This window comes from Acidisarcina polymorpha (assembly GCF_003330725.1).
GTDB classification, from domain to species: Bacteria; Acidobacteriota; Terriglobia; order Terriglobales; family Acidobacteriaceae; genus Acidisarcina; species Acidisarcina polymorpha.
The window spans coordinates 1,802,835-1,824,799 of the sequence record NZ_CP030840.1; the positions used below are offsets into that span (position 1 = coordinate 1,802,835).

Consider the following 21,965-nt stretch of genomic DNA (forward strand, 5'->3'; position numbering starts at 1 on the left):
GAACCGCGGCTCATTCAAATTCGCCAGTGAACTGACGAGCCCGCGGTCGCGCAAAAGAAGTCAGCGCATACAGGATCGGTCCGGCAACAGCAATAATGGCGCCGAGCAGAATGGCCGGAAGGCCCGGGGTAAGATGATCGCCGCGCGCATTCCAGATGGCGAAGAGGATCAACGCCGTCGGCCCAAGGCCCGCGCCGATCGCCACCGGCAGGCCGCCCGGGATCGCAAACGGCCGCGCCATTTCAGGCTCCTTCAGGCGAAGCGCGATGAGTGCCGCAAACTCCAGAATCAGGGAAAATCCATACAGCATCAGGTCAAGCTCGAGCAGACGAGTCAGGTTCAAACCCAGAGCCAGTGCCCAGCCCAGTCCACAGATGAGCACCGAGACCCAGGGCACCCCATTGTCCATGTGTCGCGCCAGGGGCTTCGGTAATAAGCCATCGCGCGCCATCGCCGCGGGCACGCGCGCATAAGAGAGGGTGAGCGCATTGAACATGGCCACGCCGGTCATCGCGCCGCCAATGACCACGGCGACGGCCAGCGATGGTCCCACCATAGGACCAGCCAGCAACCGAGCCGCATCCACCCAGGCGCCGGTGGCAAAGGAAGCAGCGGGAATTCCGGTCAGCGCGACTGCGCCGATCGGCAGAACGTAGCTGACGGTAACCACCACAACCGCCCCAATCATGGCGCGAATGTAGTTTCTGCGCGGGTCATTCACCTCGCGGGCGATCGTAGACGCGTTGTCCCATCCCATACAGTTCCACAAGACGAAAAGCAGCGCCGTTGTCATATTGCCTTCCCCGATTGCGGAGAAATGGCGCACGCCAAGAGGAGCCGATGCGGCATGGTAGAAGCCATAGCCGATGATCGCCAGGAACGGCGTCAGCAGCAATGCAAACAACATCACCGAGCCGTTCCCTACTGAATGCGCCCCGCGCAAATTCCACGCGATACAAATGAGCACGATGGCCAGCGACCAGAAGATGCCGCGGTGCCCTGATGTCAGCGTTCCGGAAAGCTGGCCAAGGTAGGCGACCGCCAGCGACGGGTAGATTGCCATATCGAAGACCGACGCCGAGAGCGAAAGCCATGCCTCTTGAAATCCCCAGAAGCGGCCAAAGGCGCGGCTCACCCAGACATAAAATCCGCCCTCCTCGGGCATCGCCGAAGCCAATTCTCCGATCATCAAGGCGGTAGGCAGGCTCCAGACCAGGGGCACAACCGCGAGCAGAAGAAGCGCCCGCAGATAGCCCGCCTGTCCGACGATGTCTTCCAGGCCATAGGGGCCGCCAGAGACCATGAAATAAGTAGCGGCCACCAACGGCAACAGCCTGAGCTTGCGCAAAGGGCGGCCGGATCCGGATTGGCTCTGATTAGGGACTTCAAGGTCTCCGATAGTCGAGCTGAAGCAGGGTAAGTTCTTAGGAACTTGGGCAGACTTCCCCTCAAGAAAAAGCCTACTCCAGAATTACTAAATACCTCGCGGAGCTCTGCTTTTCCTCTGGGAACTGCAACTTACACCAGCACCGTCTGAGAGACGGCCTCCGGATGCGGCTCCATGTGAATATCGGGAAGGTCCTCGACGGCATGCCGCAGCGACCGCTCCCACAATGCGTGAATGACGCTCAACTCGGCGTCCGCGCCATAAAACCGCCGGTAGTTATCCAGGTGAAAGCTGTCCTTCTGGTACATCAGCAACTCGATCGGAGGCCCGACGGTCACATTCGATCGCATCGTAGCGTCGAACGAGAGCAGCGCGTATTTTGCTGCGACCTTGAGGCTGGTCGAGTTGTAGACGATCCCGCGATCTAGGATCGGCCGTCCATACTTGTATTCGCCCAGTTGCAGGAAGGGCGAATCTTCGGTCGAACTCAGCGGATTGCCCTGCGGATAAATCAGGAACGATCGCGGCTCCTCACCGCGCACCTGTCCCCCAAGCAGCAGGTGGACGTTGAAGTTATAGCTGTCGCGCTCAAGCGCCGCGCGGTCCATGTCCGAGACCTGGCGCACCGCTTGCCCCACTTCCCGGGCCGCCTCGTACATCGACTGTGCCTGCGCCAGCCCCTCGCCGGCATTAAAGCTCGCGCGCACCAGGTTCATCACCGACTGGCTCAACGACAGGCTGCCGCTGGTCAGCACCACAAACACGCGCTCCCCGGGCTGCACAAACGTATGCATCTTGCGGGCGACGTTCAGATCGTCGAATCCGGCATTGGTCCGTGAATCGGATGCCATGACCAGCCCTTCGTGTGTCATGATGCTTAAACAATAGGTCATTCGTTTTCCAACTCCGAATCTGGATTCGCCGCCGGTTCGTGCTCTCGGCGGATTGCAACTATTTCAAAGTAAAAGGACATCCCAAGGGACCATGTTCATTCGTTTGGGTTATGACATTCAGTTCGATGTGCCCGCGCCGCTGGCTTTTGTTGCGCAATTGCACGTCCATCCGTCGCGCACCGCTGACCTTCGCGAGCCGGATGCCGTGCATCTGGATGATGACATCGTCTCTACCGTCTATAGTGACAGCTTTGGCAATATTTGCACACGGTTTCTCGCTCCGGCCGGGCACTTGCGGATGTGGAATTCCACCCTGATCGAGGATCCCGGACTCCCCGATCCCATCGCTCCGAATGCCCGCGAAATCCCAACCTCGGAGCTGCCGAACGAGGTATTACGCTTTCTGCTGAGTAGCCGCTACTGCGAAGTCGACCTGCTCTCGCCGATCGCCGTCGAACTCTTTGGCAACATCAGGCCCGGCTGGGAGCGAGTTCAGGCTATCGTTGAATGGGTTAACCGCAAGGTGACCTTCGGCTACCAGTACGCCCGCCCCACCAAAACTGCCCTCGACGTCTATACCGAACGGCTTGGCGTGTGCCGCGACTTCCAGCACCTCGCGGTGACTTTCTGTCGATGCCTCAATATTCCTGCACGCTACGTCGCCGGCTATCTCGGCGACATCGGCGTCCCCCCCTCAGGCACCCCCATGGACTTTAGCGCCTGGTTCGAAGCCTATCTCGACGGTCAGTGGTGGACCTTCGACGCCCGCCACAACAAACCCCGCATCGGACGCGTCCTCATGGCCACCGGGCGCGACGCTGCCGATGTCGCCTTCCTTACCTCGTTCGGAAGTTCCACACTGACCAAGTTTGAAGTAATCTCCGACGAAGTCCCACCACCCGGAAGCTAAGGTAGACCCCGAGCACTGGCCACTCTCGCTGCGCCCGCTTCTCTCTTAGAGAAGCGCCAGTGGACGTCAGCCGCGCAGTCCTCGCTTGTATCAAGGCCGTTCTCGTAAAATTAGCCTTTCGACGCCTCCTGTTACCGAGAGGATAATTCCGTGAAAGGTTGCGTGCTTTTGAGCCTCACGTGCGCTGCTCTACTTGGCGCCAGAGTTCCCTTGTCTGCGCAGCAATATGTTCCGGGAGTGACCTGGCGGCAAGCCAGTCCCGAATCCCAAGGAGTTGCCTCTAAGCCGCTCATCGAAATGCTTCAATACATCCGTCAGCATCGCCTTCCCGTTCACGACATCATGATCGTCCGGCACGGTTATCTTGTCTTTGAAGCCTCCTTCTATCCCTACAACCCGGAGTGGCCGCATGATCTGGCATCGGTGACGAAGAGCGTCACATCCATTCTGACCGGTATAGCCATAGACCAGGGCCTGATCAAAAGCCCTCAGCAGACAGTCGGATCGCTGCTGCCACAATATGCCGACAGATTGGACTCTTCCCAGAAGAGCGCCATTACGATCCGGGATCTCCTGACCATGACTTCCGGCCTCGACTGCAAACTTGAAGATGGAGAGAAAGCTCTTAAAGATATGCAGCAGAGCTCCGACTGGGCCGCCTTTGCACTATCCTTACGTTTAGTCGATGAGCCGGGATCGCGCTTTTCGTACTGCAGCCCAAATCTGCATTTGCTTTCAGTCATCCTCACAACTCAGGCCAGGCAAAGTGAGCTCAACTTCGCAAGAAGGAACTTGTTCCTGCCTCTTCAGATACGCGACGCGACATGGGGAGCCGATCCACAAGGCCGAAATACCGGTTGGGGAGGTCTTCATCTGAAACCTCGTGATATGGCGAAACTCGGCTATCTTTATTTGCAAGCCGGTCAATGGGGTAGCCATCAAGTTGTCTCATCGGCTTGGACTCAAGCCTCAGTACAACCGCTGGTTCCCGTCAGAACCGGGGTAGCATATGGTTACAACTGGTGGATCAACACGGAACACACCCCTCCAATCTTCGAAGCGGAAGGTCGTGGAGGGCAACGGATCGTCGTTATCCGTGACAAAGATTCTGTCATCACCTTCCTGGGCGGCGGCGTAGACACAGATGAGCTCGCACCTTTTCTCCTACGAGCTTTAAGCGCGGATCAAAGTTTGCCACCAAACCCAGCCGCACAAAAACAGCTGAAGACATTGCTGAAGGCAGCAAGAGAAGCGCCGCCGCCGCGCACATTTCACGCGGCTGGTCCGACTACCGCATTGTCAGGAAAGACGCTCATCTTTGAGCAAAATCCAATGCGGCTCGAGTCGATGACATTCCATTTTGATCGGACAGAGTCACTCGCACTGACTATCGGCTTGGAGGGAAAGATCTACACGATACCGGTCGGTTCGAAGGGCCGCTCGATTATCTCGTCCACCGGACCGTTCGGCCTCCCCTTTGCAGCACAGGGAGGATGGGATCAGGGCGGAAGATTCATCCTGGATTTGGACACACTCGCGAATATCAACCATTACACGATCAGGATCGATGTCAACGCCGAGCGCCCGTTCCTGATCATCGATGAAACGACTGGAGAGTTACACGAGTACAGATTGGCTGCCCGTTTCAAAGCCGATTGAGACAATCCAGCTCGTTGAAGAAAAACCGAAAAACTAAAAAACCGAGCGCCCTGGTCTAGACCCCTCAACTCCTGCACTGCTAATCTCTAGTTGCACATCAAGGGTGCACCCCGTCCGCGGAAAGGGATCATCCCACCTTTGCTTTTTGCTCAACGACAAACCACTCTCTTCTTGCCCGGCGAAGCGGATCGCGGGCTCTAAAGAAGGAGTCAGGCATGTCTCTACGCGAACTTCCCGCACGCCCCAACCTGGACCATCTCAGAAACCAAGCTCGCACTCTGCTGCGCGAACGCCTCGCTGCAGAAGAAGCCGCTACGCAACGTTTTACAGCCCTCGGGATCGAGTCGGCCGAACCCAGACTCGCCGACGCTCTCCACGTCATCGCGCAAGAGTACGGTTTCAAAACATGGCCGGCGCTCAAACTTCATTTAGAGCTTGATTCCGCGAACCCCGTTGAAGCACTCGTCGCCGCTATCAAATCGAACGATGCGTCTCTGGTGCGTCAGGTACTCAGCCGAAGCCCATCGCTGAAGGCTCATATCAACGAGCCGCTGCCGAACTACGGCTTTGACGAGCCACCTATCCTCTCCGCCGTCCATAAACAGAATCGCGAAATGATCGACGCATTGCTGGACTTTGGCGCCAACATCAATGAGCGCTCGCGCTGGTGGGCAGGGAGCTTCGGGGTGCTCGACTTCGCCAGCCCTGATCTTTCCACCTACCTCATCTCCCGCGGGGCCGCCGTCGACATTCATTCCGCGGCACGTCTCGGGATGATTGGACAGGTCCGCGAGCTTCTGTTATCTGATCCGCAACTGGTGCACGCCCGAGGCGGAGATGGGCAGCTTCCACTCCACTTCGCTTCCACCGTCGAGATTGCTGCCGTGCTTTTGGACCATGGCGCAAACATCGACGCCCAGGACATCGACCATGAATCCACCGCCTTGCAATACATGGTCTGCCACCACCCACAGCGTCATGAGGTCGCTAAATTTTTAGTCTCCCGCGGCGCTCAAGCCGATATTCTCGCGGCCTCCGCAATCGGCGATCTTAGCCTGGTAGAGCGGATCCTCAACGATGATCCGGAAACGGTTCTGACCACTGTCACCGACAGATACTTTCCGAAGCGAAACCCCAGAAGTGGCGGGATCATTTATATCTATGGCTTCGGGCTGACCAGAACCCCGCACATGCTGGCCCGCCAGTTCGGCCACCACGATGTGTTCGAGTTCCTGATGCAGCGTTCCCCGGTCTGGCTCCGCCTGATCCAGGCCGCCGAATTCGGCGACGAGGCGCTTTTCCAACAGATCCTTCAGAAGCACCCGAGCCTCTTCGCACGGCTCAAGGCGCATGCCCGCCGCCTTATCGGCACCGCCATCCGCAACAACGACCGCGCAGTAAAGCTGCTTGTCGAGGCAGGCTGGCCGGTCAACGTCGCCATGGACAATAACCAGACACCCTTGCACTATGCCGCCTGGCACGGCAATCTGGCCATGGTGAATGTGCTTCTGGCGCACGATGCTGCCGTCAACGTCTTTGAGAGCGAACATGGTGGTAGTCCGCTCGCCTGGGCGCTCCACGGCTCGCTCCATGGCTGGCATCGTAGTTCAGGCAACTATGTGGAGGTGGCTCTCGCGCTCCTGAACGCTGGAGCGACCGTTCCCCAATTTGAGCGCCCCCTTGAAGCCACCGAGGAAGTCCTCGAAGTCATTCGGCAACACGCTACTTGAATCATGGAAATATCAAGTGCCCACGTCGAAGATGAACGCTTGGGGAACTCTGCCCAGCGTACCTATTCTCAAAAGCCCAGCATACCTATTCTTAAAATAGGTATGCTGGGCCTATAATCCCTGCATGGCGAAGGACCCCAAACACCGCGACCTCTTCCCCGGCGCTCTGGAGATCATGATTCTCCAGTCACTGCGTCGGAAGCCCATGCACGGCTACGCCCTGGTGAAGCACATCAAGCAGGTCTCCGACGACCTGCTCCAGGTAGAGGAGGGCTCGCTCTATCCGGCGCTCCAACGGATGCTCAAGGAAGGCTGGCTCGAAGCAGAGACCGGGACGTCTGCCAAGGGCCGGCCAACGCGGATTTACCGGCTCACCCCCGCCGGCATTCATCATCTCGAAAGTGAAGTAGTCAGCTTCGAGAGGATGTTTACCGGCTTTAGTCGGGTGCTTGCCGCAGCCAAAGCATAGGAGGTGTGGATTGTCGCGATTCAGTCACGGATTCTCCGGTCATTACTTTTCAAGAAAACGCCGCTATGACGACATCTCTGTTTCGATTCAAGAGCACCTCGACGAGCGCGTCGACGAATTGATGGAAGCAGGCGCATCGCGTGATGAGGCCGAACGGACTGCCCGCCGCGATTTCGGCAATGTGACCCTGCTCGGGGAGCGAAGCCGCGAAGTGTGGCAGTGGCAGAGCCTCGAGTCGCTGCTGACGGACCTGAAGCACATTGGCCGCCGGCTGCGCCGCTCCCCGGGGTTCGCGATCACCGTAGTGCTCACGCTGGCCATCGGCATTGGTGCGAATACGGCGGTATTCAGCGTCCTCAATAGTGTGCTGCTGCGAGCGCTGCCCTATCCCGAACCGCAACAGCTGGTCTCTCTCCACCTCGACGCGCCGGGCGCTCCCGGGCTGGCCGAATTTCGCAACGAGCTGCGGCTTTCGGCCTCGATGTATTTCACCTTTGCCCGGCACAACCGGGCGTTTCAGTCGGTGGGAATCTGGGGGCCGGGAACGGCAAGCATCACCGGTCCCGCCCAGCCGGAGCAGGTCAAAACGGCGCAGATCTCCGGCGGCGTTCTGGAGACGCTTGATGTTCCGGCCTTGCGCGGTCAATGGCTCGGCGCAGTCGACCAGGACCCTCACGCGCTCGGGCGGGTGATCCTGAGCTACGGCTATTGGCAGCGCCGCTTCGGCGGCGATCCCGGCGTCGTGGGACGCTCCATCCGCGTCAACTCCCAACCGCGCGTGATCGCCGGGGTGATGCCGCGCGGCTTCAAAATCGTGAACTACGACTTCGATCTGCTGGTTCCGCTGGCCCTCGATCCGGTGAAGGAGATGCTGGCCGGCTTTGCCTATCGCGGCGTCGCGCGGCTCCGGCCGGGGGTCGCCATTTCCCAGGCGAATGCCGATGTGGCGAGCCTGCTTAACACCTGGATGGACTCGTGGACCAACCCGGGGGCGGCGATCCGCATTGGTATTTGAACTGGAAGATCGCGCCGGCGCTGCAGCCGCTAAAAGAAACCGTGGTGGGCGGCATCGACAGAGTTCTATGGGTAGTGATGGGCACCATTGGCGTGGTGATGTTGATCGCGTGCACCAACGTGGCCAATCTCCTGCTGGTCCGGGCCGATGCCCGCCAGCAGGAGCTTGCGGTCCGCGCCGCGCTCGGCGCGGGACGATGGCGGATCGCGCGCGAGCTCTTGCTCGAGAGCCTGACGCTCGGCCTGCTGGGCGGGGCAGCCGGAGTGGCCGTGGCCTACGGCGGCCTGCGCCTCTTGACGACGATGGGGCCCGCCGACCTGCCGCGGCTCAGCGAGATATCTCTCGATGGCTGGTCCATCGGCTTCACGCTGGCCGTCTCCGTGCTCTCGGGCTTGTTTTTTGGCGCGATCCCGGTGCTTCGCTACGCCCCTTCGCGGCATGCCGTGCCGCTGCTCGGCGGGAGCCGAACGGCCAGCGCCAGCCGCGACCGGCAGGGCAGCCGCAACCTGCTGGTCATCGCCCAGGTGGCGATGGCGCTGGTGCTGCTCATAGGCGCGGTGCTGATGATCCGCACTTTTCTGGTGATGCGCAGCGTCGATCCCGGCTTCTCCGATCCTGCTTCTCTCCAGGTTATGCGCCTCTCCATTCCGGAGACGCTAGTGCGCGACGCCACGACGGTCGTGCACACGCAAAACGCGATCCTCGACAAGCTGGCTGCGATTCCCGGGGTCTCCTCGACCGGCTTCGCGGCCTCCATTCCCATGAGCGGGGCTGAGCCGAACTGGGACGACATATTCGCCGAAGGCATAACCTACAAAGACGGGGTCGCCCCTTTGCGCCTCTACAACTACATCTCGCCTGGATATTTCCATACCGCTGGAACACGGTTCGTCGCAGGTCGCGACTTCAGCTGGGCGGAGGTCTATGGCGTGTGGCCAGTCGGAATCGTCTCCGAAGGCCTGGCCCGCGAGCTTTGGGGGACGCCTCAGGCGGCGATCGGCAAGCGCTTTCGGGAATTCGACGGCATGCCGTGGCATGAAGTGGTGGGGGTGGTTCAGGACGTGCGCGAAAATGGCGTGGACCAGGTCTCGCCCGCGACCGTCTACTGGCCTTCGTTGATGGACAATTCCGCTCCGTGGCTGGTCGATCCCTCCGACCCGAAAAAGCTGGGAGCGTGGCGCACGGTCTACTTCGCGATACGCAGCAGTCGCGCCGGGACGCAGGTATTTATCAACGAGATGCAACAAGCCGTCTGGTCGGTGAATGCGAACTTACCGGTTGCGGACATCAGCACCATGCAGGATATCTATGGCGAATCCATGTCACGCACCTCGTTCACGCTCGTGATGCTGGCGATTGCCGGAAGCATGGCCGTGGCACTCGGCATCCTCGGCATCTACGGAGTGATCTCCTACGCGGTCGCGCAGCGCACACGCGAGATCGGCATCCGCATGGCGCTCGGCGCGAAGAAGGCTGAACTGGCGTGGATGTTCGTTCGCTCCGCATTGGTGCTCACCGGAGTTGGTACAGCGGTTGGCCTTGGCGCAGCAGCCGCATTGATGTGCCTTATGCGAGCGCTCTTGTTCGGCATCAGCCCACTCGATCCGATCACGTTCGCATCCGTACCAATTGCCCTGGTGGCAGCCGCGGCATTGGCAAGCTATCTGCCTGCCCGCCGCACCGCTGCTATCAACCCTGTCGAAGCGCTTCGAGCCGAGTAAAAACCGGCCAAAAATGTGCGAAAAACTCTCTGATTTGGCAACTTAGGGCTGCATAATTACGCCGCAGGCAATCCGGTCTCCCGAGTTACCTGAAGGATCGGTCAACATATCGTCGGCCTTGGCATGGATCACCAGCGAGGTCCCGCCATTCGCGAAAACCGAGTTCGGCGAAGTCGAATCGAGTGAGATGCCGGGCACTTTGACTGACACATTGTCCGTGCCATCTGCTTTCACCGTGAGGTTCGCCGGGATGTCGCCATTATGGTGACCTTCAGGGTTATTGATGCCGTGCTTCTTCTGGTCGGGATTGAAATGGCCTCCGGCGCTCTTGAAGTCCGGCGGATCGCACTTGGCATTCTGGTGAACGTGAATGCCGTGTTCTCCCGGCGGCAGGCCCTTCAACGCGAGCTTGATCATTACAAAGTTTTTTTCCTGCCTGAGAACAGCGGTACCGGCATCGTCGCCCTGCGCTGTCTTCAGCGTCACGGTCACCGGAGTAGGCCGCTTGGCATGGACCGCAACCGTCGAGAGCGTGAGCGCGCCAATGGCTAGGGCGGGAAGAAATAGCTGTTTGGTTCTCATCGTAAAAATATCCTCACAGGGCCCGCTGTTGGTATTGAGGGCACATTCCGAGGATATCCGATTCGAGCAGGTTTAGGCGCAGAGGAATCCCGCGCCTCGGGTCGGCAACTAGCCCAAGCGGCATGTGGTTCGAACGCAAAGCAGAGACCAGCTCGTCAATGAGTCAATACCTCGATGGGGAAACGCCTGCATTCCCAAGCAGGAGCAACGACCATAGACACCCTCAATCGCCAATCCCCGGATCACTCCTGAATAGTCTTTCGTAGCCATAATGTGACGCCGGTCAAGCTGCACCTATTCTGGGAGCACCTATCCTGGGCAGATTACGATTGCTTCAGCAGCCGACGAAATGTCCAGCATTGCTCATAGCACGCGAGCGCTTGCGACTGGATGTTTGTAATAACAAGGCTGGTAACTGGGATTTATTGCGGATTTATAGACACTCTAACAAGAGTCCCACGACCGATAACATGAAAGCTCAAAGCAACTGCATTGGCTCAAAGAAGCTGCACGGACGAGCCGAATCTCTTACGGGAATACTATGCGTTGAATGTGAGATTCTTTGGTGGAGCTGAGCGGGATCGAACCGCTGACCTCCTCGTTGCGAACGAGGCGCTCTCCCAACTGAGCTACAGCCCCACTTTTGGTGGGAGACACTCCTATAAGCTTACCAGCCTTTGCTCGGAAAGAAAAAACGCGAAATCCGCCGAGCGATCGTCCGGCGAGATGCCTCCACAGCGGGGCATTCCTGAAGTAACTAGGCTTCCGGTAAGGTGGATGCCCTCGCCGTCGCCTCCAGCCGATCGAAGAGCGTCTTCAAAGCGCTATGCGGAACCTCGCCCTGGGCCATCGTTGACGAGCCTCCTCCGCGAAGACCGAGCTCAACGAGAGCGCTCTTCAGCAGCTCGCCACAAGAGAACTTCAGATCCGCACTGCGTGCGAAAACGACCGAAGCTGGTTCCTGTTGCGTCGAAGACAGCAATGCCACAGCTCCCGCGTTCGAAGTCAGCTTCGAAGCCAGCACCTTGATGTAGTCGGCATCGTGATCGACAAACGAATGTCGAACGATATGCACACCCCCGTGCGTGAACGCCTTCGTGAGCAAGTCTGCGGCTTCGTAGCGGGCGATCTCCTCGCGGAGCTTCTGGCGGTCTTTTGCGGCTTGTTTGGTTTCCGCCAACATCCGCTCGATGCTCTGCGGCACCTGGCTGGCCGAGATCGACAATGCCGCGGCCGATTGCGCCAGCAGGCTGAAGTCGCGCCGCGCCGCGGCGACCGCACGCAGGCCGCACACGAACTCGACCCGCAGCCCGTGCCGCACCTTTTCGGTCGAACGCACCGCCAGACCGCCGATCTGTCCGGTCGAGCGAACGTGGGTCCCGCCACAGGCATTCAAATCAATGCCCTCGATCTCGATCAGGCGAATATCACCCTCCCGCTCCGGCAGCTTGCGCAGCTGGCCCGCAGCCAGCAATGCGTCGGCTTGTTCTCGCGAGACCGTCCTGATCGAGACGGAACGGTCCTGGGCGATGATCTCGTTAGCGATGCGCTCCATACGCTCGATGCTCGCGTGAGCAATGGAGGCGGTATTCAGATCGATGGTCGAACTCTCCTCGCCGAGATGGAACGAGACGGTGTGCGCACCGAGTTCTCGCGAGAAGATCGCCGACAGCAGATGCTGCCCGGAGTGCTGCTGCATATGATCGAGTCGCCGCTGCCAGTCAATCGTTGCCTGCACCTCGGTGCCCGCGACCAGCGGCTTCGTTGTGTAATGCCAGACCTCGCCCTGTTCGTCTTCGCTGACTTCGTCGATCGCAACTTCGAGCACCGCGCCGTTGCGCGAGGTCGCGGTCAAGTTCCCTTTGTCAAAAGGCTGGCCACCGCTGGTGGGATAGAAGGCCGAGCGGTCGAGAGCTACCTGCCACAGCGCTTCGCCGCCGGTGCGCGATACCAGGCGGATGTCAGTGACGACGGCATCGAACCTGGTCAGGAAGGAATCGGTGTAATAGAGCCGGTCAACCATGATTTCAGAATTGTAAAAGACAGCGGCCTAGCCGTCCGGCAGGAGAGTCAGTCTGCCTCGCGCGACTGCCGAACGACAAGCACCAGTATCGCGATCCAGCCAATACCAAGCGACAAGCTGAGCAAACACCAGAAGTAGATTCGGGCAAGCCATAGGTGCTCATACGCCGGCTCAGCCCGCGCCATGCAGAGAAGATTGGTCAAACGGTAGACGCTGTGAACTCCGCAAAGCGCGAGCAGAAAGAGCAGACCGCTCATCCACGCGATGAAATGCCTCTTCATCCACTTCGCTCACCCACTATGCTCGCTCCAGATCTGCGCCAGTGCAAGCGCAGAATCGCAGCCCTTAAAATGAAGTGCATGCCCCCAACGCGACCTCGAGCAGAAAACATTCCCCGCAACCTCAAGCCGTATTTCATCGCCCTCTTTCGCGCCGGAGAGCGCTGGAACCAGACAGAGGGCGCAGAAGACTTGCCGGCACAGCAGTTGACCTTTCTACGCACGCAATTCGAAGCGGGCGTTTATCGCGCGGCGGGGCCGATCACCGACGGCGGACCGATCTCGGCAATGGCGATTATCGAAGCGGATAGCCTGGAAGCCGCGAAGAGTGTGGCCGCACAGGATCCGGCGGTCGTGGCGGCGAGACTCGTCGTCGAGGTGCACACGGCATTGCTACCAGCGCTGGATGCGGTGCGGGCGGAGTATTGACGCGGTGAACGCCCGGAACCGGTGTCGCCACTCGGTCTCGGGAGTGGTCTCTTGGCGGGCGGTTCGCGGGCTCTAGAGAGAAGACGTAAAGTCAGTTTCGTATGCCGGAAATCAACTCTGCAGGCCTTTTCTTGATGGAGAAGGCCTGCCAAGTTCGGCGCTTCGCATTCCAGCAGCTGTACTTCTGGTCTAGATCGAATTCATATTCAGCAGGAACTCTGCATTGTTCCGCGTCTTTTCGAGACGACTGACCAGCAATTCCATCGCCTCGACCGGTGACAGTGGATGCAAGACTTTACGCAGTACCCAGGTGCGGGCGAGATCGTCTTTGGGGATGAGCAGCTCTTCTTTCCGTGTGCCCGAACGCTGAATGTCGATCGCCGGAAAGACGCGCTTGTCGACCAGCTTGCGGTCGAGGATCACTTCCATGTTGCCGGTGCCCTTGAACTCTTCGAAGATGACTTCGTCCATGCGCGAACCGGTATCGACCAGAGCGGTGGCAATTATGGTCAAGGATCCGCCTTCTTCAATGTTGCGGGCCGCACCGAAGAAGCGCTTCGGACGTTGCAGGGCATTGGAGTCGACGCCGCCTGAGAGCACCTTGCCCGATGGCGGCACGATGGTGTTGTAGGCGCGGGCTAGACGGGTGATCGAGTCGAGCAGGATCACGACGTCGCGCTTGTGCTCCACGAGACGCTTGGCTTTTTCAATTACCATTTCGGCTACCTGGACGTGGCGCGCAGCCGGCTCATCAAAGGTCGAGCTGATGACTTCGCCTTTGACCGAACGCTGCATGTCAGTGACTTCTTCAGGGCGCTCGTCGATGAGCAGGACGATCAACACTACCTCGGGATGATTTGAGGTGATCGAGTTCGCGATCGACTGCAGCAACATCGTCTTGCCGGTGCGTGGCGGAGCGACGATCAGACCACGCTGGCCTTTGCCAATCGGTGTCAACAGATCCATTACGCGGCCGCTGATGGCTTCGCGGGTGGTCTCCATCTTGATGCGCTCTTCAGGGTAGAGCGGAGTCAGGTTGTCAAAAAGGATCTTATTGCGGGTCTCTTCGGGCGATTCAAAGTTGATGGCCTCGATCTTGACCAGAGCGAAGTACTTCTCTCCTTCATGCGGCGGTCGAACATTGCCGCTGATAGTGTCGCCAGTCTTGAGGTCAAACTTGCGGATCTGAGAGGGGGAGACGTAAATATCGTCCGGGCCCGGAAGATAGTTGTAGTCGGGCGAGCGGAGGAAGCCGTAGCCATCGGGGAGGATCTCGAGCACACCCTCGGCGAAAATATGGCCTTCTTTTTCGCTCTGAGCCTGAAGGATCTTAAAGATCAGATCTTGTTTACGGAGGCCGCTGGCGCCAGGGATCTCCAGGCTGCGGGCAATGCGGCTAAGTTCTGTAATGCTTTTCTCTTTAAGTTCGGAGATGGTCATTTTTACCTGCGGAATTTCGTGTGTGGAGGGGGTATACCGGAAGGGGATTTTTGCTGTTTAGGCAGGAGTCGATCAGGCAGAATTGAGGGGGTACAGCAAAGCCGCGCTATGCTGCGCGGCGTTGCTGGAGTGGAGCTTCCTGCAGTTCTAAAGAAGCGTTGGTGGAGGCGGCATTCATCGGGTTGTTCTCATGGAATCTAACCAGCACATCATTCGCGGTGTCTTGCAGTCTGGTGGTAGGCTTGTGCAACTTGCGAGTCGCCTTGGCGGCAAGTTGACAAAGCTCATAACGATTTCGGACATGGGCTAACGCCCCAAATATCAGATCAGAACGCATCAGTGTATTCTCCTTGTCATCGACTGGGTCCACGGCTCTCATTATCCTGCTGATGCAAAAGCCATCGGCCGAGGAGACAATCTTTTTTTGGTACTACGTATATGACGTTTCAGTCCTGCATCTTGTTTTAATTATTTTGTCACTTTGTTCGCAAACGACTGCGCGAATCCCGAGAAAGTAGAAGCAAAGTGAACGTAAATGTCCCTTATTCGAAAGTATGGCAGTCCACGAGAAGGGGCTGCATACCAGCGAAATGATTCTTCAATCCTTGCAGATGGGAGCACTTCTGTACTAAATCCCTGGATCAGTCTGGACAGTGTGTCGAGCCATAGGGCTTTTGGGCACCGGAAAGAGCTGGCTGCGAAGGTCGCTTGATGTTTTCGCCACCATTCAAGGTAAACCCTAAGTTTGTTACCGTCAACAGTTTTCTGGTTACTTAGGTGGATTGGACCAAGAAATGCCGGAAACTGGCAGCTATCGCCCGGCTTCTAGAACAAAGGCATTTTCGGGGAAGCCTCTCACTAAAAACTCTGTCAACTTCTTAGCGTCAGCTTCGTCATTGATGCCAAGCCAGATGTGTGCCAGCTCGTGAGCGACGACCTTCTTAGGTTCGGGGTTCAAGCTTCTGTTCGTCAACAACTTAGCGCCTTCGATATAAGTAGTTCGTCCAAGTAGATCTGTCGAGGCGATGATATTCTCGGTTTCTGCCCTACCCGATAGCTCAAGGAATTTGCGCCATCCCGCCCCATCACAGATGAGCACCCAGTGCCAGGAATGAGGGCGCGGCAAACTTGCCAGAAGCTGCACAAAAATGCGGGCCTGTTCCTTGCATTCGGCGGGCGCCGCCTGCCCGACCGGGACAAATGACGAGACGATGCTGACATCATTCGTCTCTCGGAATCCAGGAGCGTCTGGCAGGACAAACGCCCGGCATGAGAGTTCAGAAGTGATCGAGAAGAAACAAAGGAGAATTAAGATCCTTGCGGCTGGAGCCATGTTCACCCGGACCGAGAACTAAGACTCACTCAGTCTTCGGCAAAGGCCGACGTTTGCGGGAACACTCCATTAGAAAAAAAAATGTCGGTGGTGCTGGATCGGTCGAGTCTCGTCCGGAACTCCCGAAATGAAATCAGCTAGTTCCCGAGCAAATGGCTGAAGATCAGCAAGCCTCAGGCTTCAGCTCCAATAACTTCGATCGAGGGTGCGATATTGGATGGCTTCGGCGATGTGGCCAACATTGATGTCGGCTTGGGCGTCGAGGTCGGCAATGGTCCGGGAGACCTTGAGAATGCGATCGTGAGCGCGCGCGGTCAAGCCCTGCTGCTGCATGGCCCGTTCGAGCAGCCGCTCGGCGTCAGCAGAAAGTTCGCAGAAAACCCTTACCTGCCGAGTGCCCATCTGGGCGTTCGAATAGATCTTTTCGGCGGCCGTCACAAATCGTATCCTCTGCCGTTCGCGCGCGGCGAGCACACGGTCGCGGATCTCAGCCGACCCTTCGGCAGCGGTTCCGGAGCGCAGTTCCCGATACTGAACAGCCGGCACCTCGATGTGGATATCGATTCGATCGAGCAGCGGCCCCGACACTTTCGATATATATCTTTGAATCATCGGCGGCGTGCACAAACATTCGTGCGACTTGTCATTGAAATAGCCGCAGGGGCAGGGGTTCATCGCCGCCGCCAGCATAAACCTCGCAGGGAAGCTCAGCGACATACTCGCCCGGGATATCGTCACCTGGCCATCTTCAAGCGGCTGGCGCATGACTTCCAAGACATTGCGAGGGAACTCCGGGAGTTCGTCGAGGAACAGAACTCCATTGTTCGCGAGCGATACTTCCCCTGGCCGGGGAATCGCGCCTCCGCCGATCAGTCCGGCGTCGGAGATGGTGTGATGCGGAGATCGAAATGGCCGCTGCGTCACCAGGCCGGTGTCGGCGTCGAGCACTCCGGCGACCGAGTGAATCTTGGTCGTTTCCAGGGCTTCATCAAAACTCAGTGGCGCAAGGATCGAAGGCAGACGCTTGGCGAGCATTGTCTTGCCCGAGCCGGGCGGTCCGATCATCAATATATTATGGCTCCCGGCTGCCGCCACCTCGAGCGCCCGCTTCGCCGACTGCTGACCGCGCACATCCTTGAAGTCGAGGTGGAAATGCTGCAGTTCGCCAAGCAGCTTCGATGTCTCGACCTTGAATGGCTGAGTTTGAATGCCTCCGTTAGCGGCAGCATTGAGCAATTCGCGCACCTCAGTCAGCGAGCCTACCGCATACACCTTCACTCCCTCGACCACTGCGGCTTCAGCAGCGTTGGCGGCTGGCAATATTAAGTTTGCGATCCCATTCGCCCGCGCCGCGACCGCGACCGGGAGCATTCCCGGCACGGCGCGTAAGCTGCCATCCAGGCCAAGCTCTCCCACCAGAAGAAACTGGCTCAGGTCCTTCAGTTGAAGCGCGCCATAGGCCCCAAGGATCCCAATCGCGATCGGCAGGTCGAACCCGGAGCCTTCCTTTTTAATGTCCGCCGGAGCGAGGTTGATGGTGATGTGAGTTGGCGGGATCGCAAAGCCGGAATTCTTGATCGCCGCTCGCACCCGGTCGCGGCTCTCGCGCACCGCTGCATCCGGCAGGCCCACGGTGTGGAAGTGGTCTTCCTGCGTCTGAATGCCCGAAAAATCAACCTCGACATCGATGATGTTCGCATCAATGCCGTAGACAGCGGCGCTCAGCGCTTTGAAAAGCAATTAGGCCTTGAAGTTCGTGGGAGTCTTGGCGTGATTCTACGGCGCGGGAAGCGGTTTGGCGAGAGAATAAGCCATTCGGTAGTGTCCTATTGATCAAATCAGGACGCTATCGTCACGCTCTATGATGTGCAGTGATATCGGCTTAATCTCAGATACCTCGCTCTCAAGATGAGCCGCAAACTCCTCAAGACAGCCGCAGCCTGATAAGAGAATGTCGCATTATCGAATCTGCAACTTGGCGTCAAGCTTGATATCAGCCGAGGAATCACCCACCATCAGGCTGACCGGCTCCGCCTCTACCTGAAACCTCCCCAGCTTCTCGTCCCAGTAGGAGAGATCGGTGGCCTCGAGCGGTATGGTCACCGTCTTCTTCTCATTCGGCTGGATGCTGACCCGCTGAAACCCTTTCAACTCCTCACGCGGGCGTTCCACTTTGGACTTCAAATGCTTGACGTAAAGCTGGACAACTTCATCGCCAGCCATGCTTCCGGTGTTGGTCACATCCACGCTGACCGTCACCGTTCCATCTTTTGCGATTTCGGCAGAACTCGTCTTCAGATTCGAATACTGGAAGCTCGTATAACTCAGGCCATAGCCGAACGGATATAGTGGCTCGCCCTTGAAGTACATATAAGTCCGGCCGTCGCGAATGTTGTAGTCCATCATCGGCGGTAGCTGGTCGGTCGATTTCGGCCAGGTCGTTACTAACCGGCCGCCGGGGTTGTAATCGCCGAAGAGCACCTTGGCGAGAGCGGCGCCTTCATCCTGCGAAGAGTGGGCCATGTGCAGAATCGCAGGAACATTCTCCTGCGACCAGTTGATGGCGAAGGGAAAGCTTGAAATCAAAATGACTACCGTCTTCGGGTTGACGGCATAGACCTGTCTCACCAACTGTTCCTGGTCCAGAGTGATCACTTGGCGGTCCCGCCCTTCCCGCCCATCGCTCGGCACCGTGCAGGGCAAGGTCCCGCCGCCGTCCGGGGTGTTGTGCCAATCGTGCGGCATATCCGGCCCGCAGGTAGGGTCGTTGCCGACGACTACTACGGCGACATCGGAGGCCTCTGCCGCCTTGACTGCGGCCTGAGCGGTCTCGTCGGCGGCATAGTTGACCTTGACGCTGGGGCCAACCGCCTCCTTGATTCCACGAAGCGGAGTAATGGCGTAGGGCGGAGTTCCGCCGTACCAGTCCCAGTGCACGGAGTCAGCCAGCGGCCCAATCACGGCTATCGACTTGATCGAATCCTTCTTGAGCGGCAGGAATGAGTTGGCGTTCTTTAGCAGGACCACTGATTCGAGCGCCATCTTTTGCGAGACTTCCTTGTCCTTCGCGGTGTTCCATGGCTCGGGTGAATCCTTGATCGCGGCGAAAGGAACAGTCGCCGGGGGATCAAGCAAACCCAGCTTGATCGCTATCTGGAATTTCCTGCCGAGCAACTCATCGATCTCTTTTTCTGTGATTGAGCCATCCTTCAAGGCGGCTTTGGTTTCATCCTGGTAGGTATCAAGAAACTGATTGATCCCGGCCTTAAGACAGGCGACTACGGCCTCTTTTTGGGTTGGAAACCGTTTGTGATCGGTGACCAGGAGCTTGACCGCACCGCCGTCGCTCGACAGCACGTCAACCCCCCATTGGTCTTCGACGACGCTCTTCAGGATCGGATTGATGGCCATCGGAGTTCCGTTCCACGAGTTATAGGAGGCCATCACCGCCTTTGCTCCTCCATCGAGAAAACCCATTCGGAATGGCACCGAATAATATTCCCAGAACAAACGCTGGTCGAAATTCGAAGAGGACTTCGTGCGCAGATTTTCATTGCTGTTGGCGAGGAAATGCTTGAGCAACGAAGCTGCCTGCCAATACTTTGGATCGTCGCCCTGTAATCCCTTTACGAATGCAGTCACCATCGTTCCGTTGAAGAATGGGTCTTCGCCATAGACCTCTTCGCTCCTGCCCCAGCGAGGATCGCGGGCAAGGTCAGCCTGTGGCCCCCACAGCATCAGTATCTGGCGGTCGTATTTCGGAGTCTGTGTGATGAATCGAGCTTCATAGCCTTCAACACCCGCCGCCTCCCGCACCAGGTCGGGATCCCAGGACTCACCCATGCCGGGAGGTTGCGGAAATTGCGTCGTGGTGATCGCGCTGCCGTGATATCCGCCTTGGCTTTTGTCGCGCTGCACTACGCCATGAATCCCCTCTGAGCTTCCTATATTCGGCACGCCGAGTCGCGGCACCCCCGTTCTTGTCCCAAGGCAGCCGACCTTTTCATCGATGGTCATCAGCGACAGCAAATTGTCGATCCTCTTTTCCGCCGGCAGCGCTGGATCGTTGAAAGGATAAGCGTGCGCCTGGGATCTCGCTGGCATGACTGCCAGAATCACCAAAACCATGAATGCTACAAAGTATTCGTTCCTATCCATGACCGTATAACTCACTTCACTCTCGGCTCTCGGCCTAGTCTGACAATTCAGAAGCGATCGCAGACCAGCCTATCACGTCGTCCGATCAGCAATGGGCGCTCGAAGACTAGAATCGCCAAGTGACCACTAGCCTCTTCGACCTTTACAAAATCGGGATCGGCCCATCGAGTTCGCACACCATGGGACCGATGCGGGCAGCGCATCGCTTTGCTTCGTCGCTGGGAGACTTGTTCTCTTCGACGGAACGTATTCAAGTCGACATCTACGGTTCCTTGGCATTGACCGGGATAGGTCATGGAACCGATCGCGCCGTTCTACTGGGACTGACCGGGGAAGAGGCGAGCACCATCGATCCAGCGACGATCGAGACAAAGCTTGGGGAGATTCGTAGCAACAACACGATCGCTCTTCTCGGAACCAAGAGGGTAGCGTTCCGCGAATCCGGCGATGTGGTCTTCCATCGCGACCTCATGTTTCCCCCCGGAGCGGCGATCCAGCATCCGAATGGAGTGAAGTTCTCGGCCTTCGACGCTACCAACCATCTGCTCTCTGAACAGGTCTACTTCTCGATCGGCGGCGGTTTTGTCATTGCCGACGGAGAAACAGCGCCCTCGCTTCCGGGCTCAGCATCTTCTATTCCCTTCCCGTTCACCAGTGCCGCCGAGTTACTAGCGACCGCTGCAACCCATGGCATAACGATCGCCGAGTTAATGCTAGCGAACGAAAGCGAGCATCGCAGCGCGGAAGAAGTACGTTCCGGGATTCTAAATATCTGGCACGTCATGCGGGCATGCGTCGAACGGGGCATGTCAACCGAGGGAATTCTTCCCGGAGGACTGAACGTCCGGCGTCGTGCGAAGCAACTTGCGGAACGATTGACCACGAAGGGTCTCAGAAGCAGAGGCGGTGATCCGCTCGCGCCGCTCGACTGGGTCACGGTCTACGCAATGGCAGTCAATGAAGAAAACGCCGCCGGCGGCCGCGTCGTCACCGCGCCGACCAATGGAGCAGCAGGAGTTGTCCCAGCTGTGGCGCTCTACTATCAGAACTTTATCAACGGAGCAGATGAGGATGGGCTGCTCCGCTACTTCCTCACCTCGGCCGCAATCGGCATCCTTTATAAGGAGAATGCTTCGATCAGTGGCGCAGAGGTTGGCTGCCAGGGGGAAGTCGGAGTCGCCTGCTCGATGGCAGCCGGAGCACTGGTCGCCGCTCTGGGCGGCAGCAACGAAGAGATCGAGCACGCGGCCGAAATCGGCATGGAGCACAATCTGGGGATGACCTGCGATCCGATTGGAGGACTGGTGCAGATTCCCTGCATCGAGCGCAACGCGATGGGTGCAGTCAAAGCCGTCCATGCCTGCCGCATGGCCATGAACGAGACCGATGGACATAAGATCTCGCTCGATCAGATCATCCGCACCATGTACCTCACGGGTCTGGACATGCAGTCACGATATAAGGAGACATCGCTGGCCGGCCTCGCCTTGAATGTGATCGAGTGCTGATGGAAGTAATCCTCACTTCGGTGAGACGCTGAACGACACCCGTCATAGCTCACCTCTGTCAGCCGCTGAAGTAACTTCTCCACCCGCGCCGCGGCTCGCCCCGACAACGAGAGCGCGAAAGGCTGCCGACTTTTTCAGACGGGAGTTTCGTCTAGCAGCCGACTATTACCATCTCACCTGAACGAGATCGTCGCGGGCGCCCCATTCTCGTAGTAGTAAGGTAGTGCCCGCATCACGTCGATCGTGAAGTAGCCATCCGCTCCGGAATAGATCCGCAACCATGGCGAAGCGGATTTCTGGCCGCGTGGCCGCTGGAGTGGAGGCGAGCATGAAAGTTTCCCCAAAGTTCTCGATCAACAGACTCCTCCACCGAGTAGGCTTAGATTAATAAGGATACCGAAAGCCTCTCGCACGATGTCATCAAGCGAAG

General features: G+C 58.1%; 18 protein-coding genes and 1 tRNA gene. 8 read left to right on the plus strand and 11 right to left on the minus strand.

Translation table 11 applies throughout. The annotated features are described in order from the left end of the window. Window positions 1-10: 10 nt before the first annotated feature. Entirely contained in the window at window positions 11-1,348 is a 1,338-nt protein-coding gene (locus ACPOL_RS07845; protein ID WP_236657315.1) for an APC family permease, read from the minus strand. A 170-nt stretch (window positions 1,349-1,518) separates the two neighbouring features. Then, window positions 1,519-2,280, minus strand: coding sequence for a proteasome-type protease (locus ACPOL_RS07850; protein ID WP_114206560.1), 762 nt, complete (start codon window positions 2,278-2,280; stop codon window positions 1,519-1,521). Between the two features lie 91 nt (window positions 2,281-2,371). On the opposite strand from ACPOL_RS07850, the gene ACPOL_RS07855 reads away from it, so the two are divergent. From ACPOL_RS07855 to ACPOL_RS34580, 6 genes are all read left to right on the plus strand, one after another. Then, a complete protein-coding gene (locus tag ACPOL_RS07855) occupies window positions 2,372-3,190 on the plus strand; it encodes a transglutaminase-like domain-containing protein (protein WP_114206561.1) in 819 nt (272 codons plus the stop codon). 210 nt (window positions 3,191-3,400) lie between these two features. After that, window positions 3,401-4,849, plus strand: a complete 1,449-nt coding sequence (locus tag ACPOL_RS07860; protein ID WP_114206562.1) for a serine hydrolase domain-containing protein — start codon at window positions 3,401-3,403, stop codon at window positions 4,847-4,849. 215 nt (window positions 4,850-5,064) lie between these two features. Further along, on the plus strand, window positions 5,065-6,579 hold the full coding sequence (locus ACPOL_RS07865) for an ankyrin repeat domain-containing protein (protein WP_114206563.1): 1,515 nt from the start codon (window positions 5,065-5,067) through the stop codon (window positions 6,577-6,579). A gap of 124 nt (window positions 6,580-6,703) precedes the next feature. Beyond that, window positions 6,704-7,048 carry a PadR family transcriptional regulator gene (locus ACPOL_RS07870; protein WP_114206564.1) on the plus strand — a complete coding sequence of 115 codons (345 nt, stop codon included), beginning with the start codon at window positions 6,704-6,706 and terminating at the stop codon, window positions 7,046-7,048. Between the two features lie 10 nt (window positions 7,049-7,058). Continuing rightward, the gene (locus ACPOL_RS34575) at window positions 7,059-8,063 is read left to right on the plus strand and encodes an ABC transporter permease (protein WP_236657316.1); all 1,005 of its coding nucleotides are present in this window, start codon (window positions 7,059-7,061) and stop codon (window positions 8,061-8,063) included. Then, complete coding sequence (locus ACPOL_RS34580; protein ID WP_236657317.1) at window positions 8,024-9,784, plus strand: FtsX-like permease family protein; 1,761 nt, start codon at window positions 8,024-8,026, stop codon at window positions 9,782-9,784. Before ACPOL_RS34575 ends, ACPOL_RS34580 begins: the two co-directional genes overlap by 40 nt. A 42-nt stretch (window positions 9,785-9,826) precedes the next feature. Here ACPOL_RS34580 and ACPOL_RS07880 read toward each other — a convergent pair whose 3' ends face one another. The 4 genes from ACPOL_RS07880 to ACPOL_RS07895 all read right to left on the minus strand — a co-directional run bounded on the left by ACPOL_RS07880 (window position 9,827) and on the right by ACPOL_RS07895 (window position 12,670). Continuing rightward, the gene (locus ACPOL_RS07880) at window positions 9,827-10,366 is read right to left on the minus strand and encodes a superoxide dismutase family protein (protein ID WP_114206565.1); all 540 of its coding nucleotides are present in this window, start codon (window positions 10,364-10,366) and stop codon (window positions 9,827-9,829) included. A 563-nt stretch (window positions 10,367-10,929) separates the two neighbouring features. After that, window positions 10,930-11,005: transfer RNA gene (locus ACPOL_RS07885), tRNA-Ala, on the minus strand. A 118-nt stretch (window positions 11,006-11,123) separates the two neighbouring features. Further along, window positions 11,124-12,389, minus strand: a complete 1,266-nt coding sequence (locus tag ACPOL_RS07890; protein WP_114206566.1) for an alanyl-tRNA editing protein — start codon at window positions 12,387-12,389, stop codon at window positions 11,124-11,126. Window positions 12,390-12,436: 47 nt separating this feature from the next. Continuing rightward, window positions 12,437-12,670: a hypothetical protein gene (locus tag ACPOL_RS07895; protein ID WP_150132936.1), complete on the minus strand. Its 234-nt coding sequence runs from the start codon at window positions 12,668-12,670 to the stop codon at window positions 12,437-12,439. Between the two features lie 78 nt (window positions 12,671-12,748). Here ACPOL_RS07895 and ACPOL_RS07900 point away from each other — a divergent pair, with 78 nt between their 5' ends. Beyond that, window positions 12,749-13,096 (plus strand): YciI family protein, encoded by a 348-nt coding sequence (locus ACPOL_RS07900; RefSeq protein WP_161557250.1) that lies wholly within the window; start codon window positions 12,749-12,751, stop codon window positions 13,094-13,096. 189 nt (window positions 13,097-13,285) lie between these two features. Here the strand turns inward: ACPOL_RS07900 and rho are convergent, their stop codons facing one another. From rho to ACPOL_RS07925, 5 genes are all read right to left on the minus strand, one after another. Next, on the minus strand, window positions 13,286-14,536 hold the full coding sequence (gene rho, locus ACPOL_RS07905) for a transcription termination factor Rho (protein ID WP_114206569.1): 1,251 nt from the start codon (window positions 14,534-14,536) through the stop codon (window positions 13,286-13,288). A 106-nt stretch (window positions 14,537-14,642) separates the two neighbouring features. After that, the gene (locus ACPOL_RS07910) at window positions 14,643-14,873 is read right to left on the minus strand and encodes a DNA-directed RNA polymerase subunit omega (protein WP_114206570.1); all 231 of its coding nucleotides are present in this window, start codon (window positions 14,871-14,873) and stop codon (window positions 14,643-14,645) included. Between the two features lie 474 nt (window positions 14,874-15,347). Continuing rightward, a complete protein-coding gene (locus tag ACPOL_RS33470) occupies window positions 15,348-15,869 on the minus strand; it encodes a hypothetical protein (protein WP_114206571.1) in 522 nt (173 codons plus the stop codon). 180 nt (window positions 15,870-16,049) lie between these two features. Beyond that, a complete protein-coding gene (locus ACPOL_RS07920; protein WP_114206572.1) occupies window positions 16,050-17,609 on the minus strand; it encodes a YifB family Mg chelatase-like AAA ATPase in 1,560 nt (519 codons plus the stop codon). 219 nt (window positions 17,610-17,828) lie between these two features. After that, on the minus strand, window positions 17,829-19,973 hold the full coding sequence (locus tag ACPOL_RS07925; RefSeq protein ID WP_236657318.1) for a glycoside hydrolase family 3 C-terminal domain-containing protein: 2,145 nt from the start codon (window positions 19,971-19,973) through the stop codon (window positions 17,829-17,831). A 173-nt stretch (window positions 19,974-20,146) separates the two neighbouring features. Here ACPOL_RS07925 and ACPOL_RS07930 point away from each other — a divergent pair, with 173 nt between their 5' ends. Beyond that, window positions 20,147-21,535, plus strand: a complete 1,389-nt coding sequence (locus tag ACPOL_RS07930; RefSeq protein WP_114206574.1) for an L-serine ammonia-lyase — start codon at window positions 20,147-20,149, stop codon at window positions 21,533-21,535. Window positions 21,536-21,965 lie beyond the last annotated feature (430 nt).

Excerpts from the sequence above, each read along its gene's own strand:
- ACPOL_RS07850 (WP_114206560.1), bottom strand. The coding sequence starts at position 2,280 with ATGACCTATTGTTTAAGCATCATGACACACGAAGGGCTGGTCATGGCA.
- ACPOL_RS07855 (WP_114206561.1), top strand. The coding sequence starts at position 2,372 with ATGTTCATTCGTTTGGGTTATGACATTCAGTTCGATGTGCCCGCGCCG.
- ACPOL_RS07865 (WP_114206563.1), top strand. The coding sequence starts at position 5,065 with ATGTCTCTACGCGAACTTCCCGCACGCCCCAACCTGGACCATCTCAGA.
- ACPOL_RS07870 (WP_114206564.1), top strand. The coding sequence starts at position 6,704 with ATGGCGAAGGACCCCAAACACCGCGACCTCTTCCCCGGCGCTCTGGAG.
- ACPOL_RS07880 (WP_114206565.1), bottom strand. The coding sequence starts at position 10,366 with ATGAGAACCAAACAGCTATTTCTTCCCGCCCTAGCCATTGGCGCGCTC.
- ACPOL_RS07890 (WP_114206566.1), bottom strand. The coding sequence starts at position 12,389 with ATGGTTGACCGGCTCTATTACACCGATTCCTTCCTGACCAGGTTCGAT.
- ACPOL_RS07895 (WP_150132936.1), bottom strand. The coding sequence starts at position 12,670 with ATGAAGAGGCATTTCATCGCGTGGATGAGCGGTCTGCTCTTTCTGCTC.
- ACPOL_RS07900 (WP_161557250.1), top strand. The coding sequence starts at position 12,749 with ATGCCCCCAACGCGACCTCGAGCAGAAAACATTCCCCGCAACCTCAAG.
- rho (WP_114206569.1), bottom strand. The coding sequence starts at position 14,536 with ATGACCATCTCCGAACTTAAAGAGAAAAGCATTACAGAACTTAGCCGC.
- ACPOL_RS07910 (WP_114206570.1), bottom strand. The coding sequence starts at position 14,873 with ATGCGTTCTGATCTGATATTTGGGGCGTTAGCCCATGTCCGAAATCGT.
- ACPOL_RS33470 (WP_114206571.1), bottom strand. The coding sequence starts at position 15,869 with ATGGCTCCAGCCGCAAGGATCTTAATTCTCCTTTGTTTCTTCTCGATC.
- ACPOL_RS07925 (WP_236657318.1), bottom strand. The coding sequence starts at position 19,973 with ATGCCAGCGAGATCCCAGGCGCACGCTTATCCTTTCAACGATCCAGCG.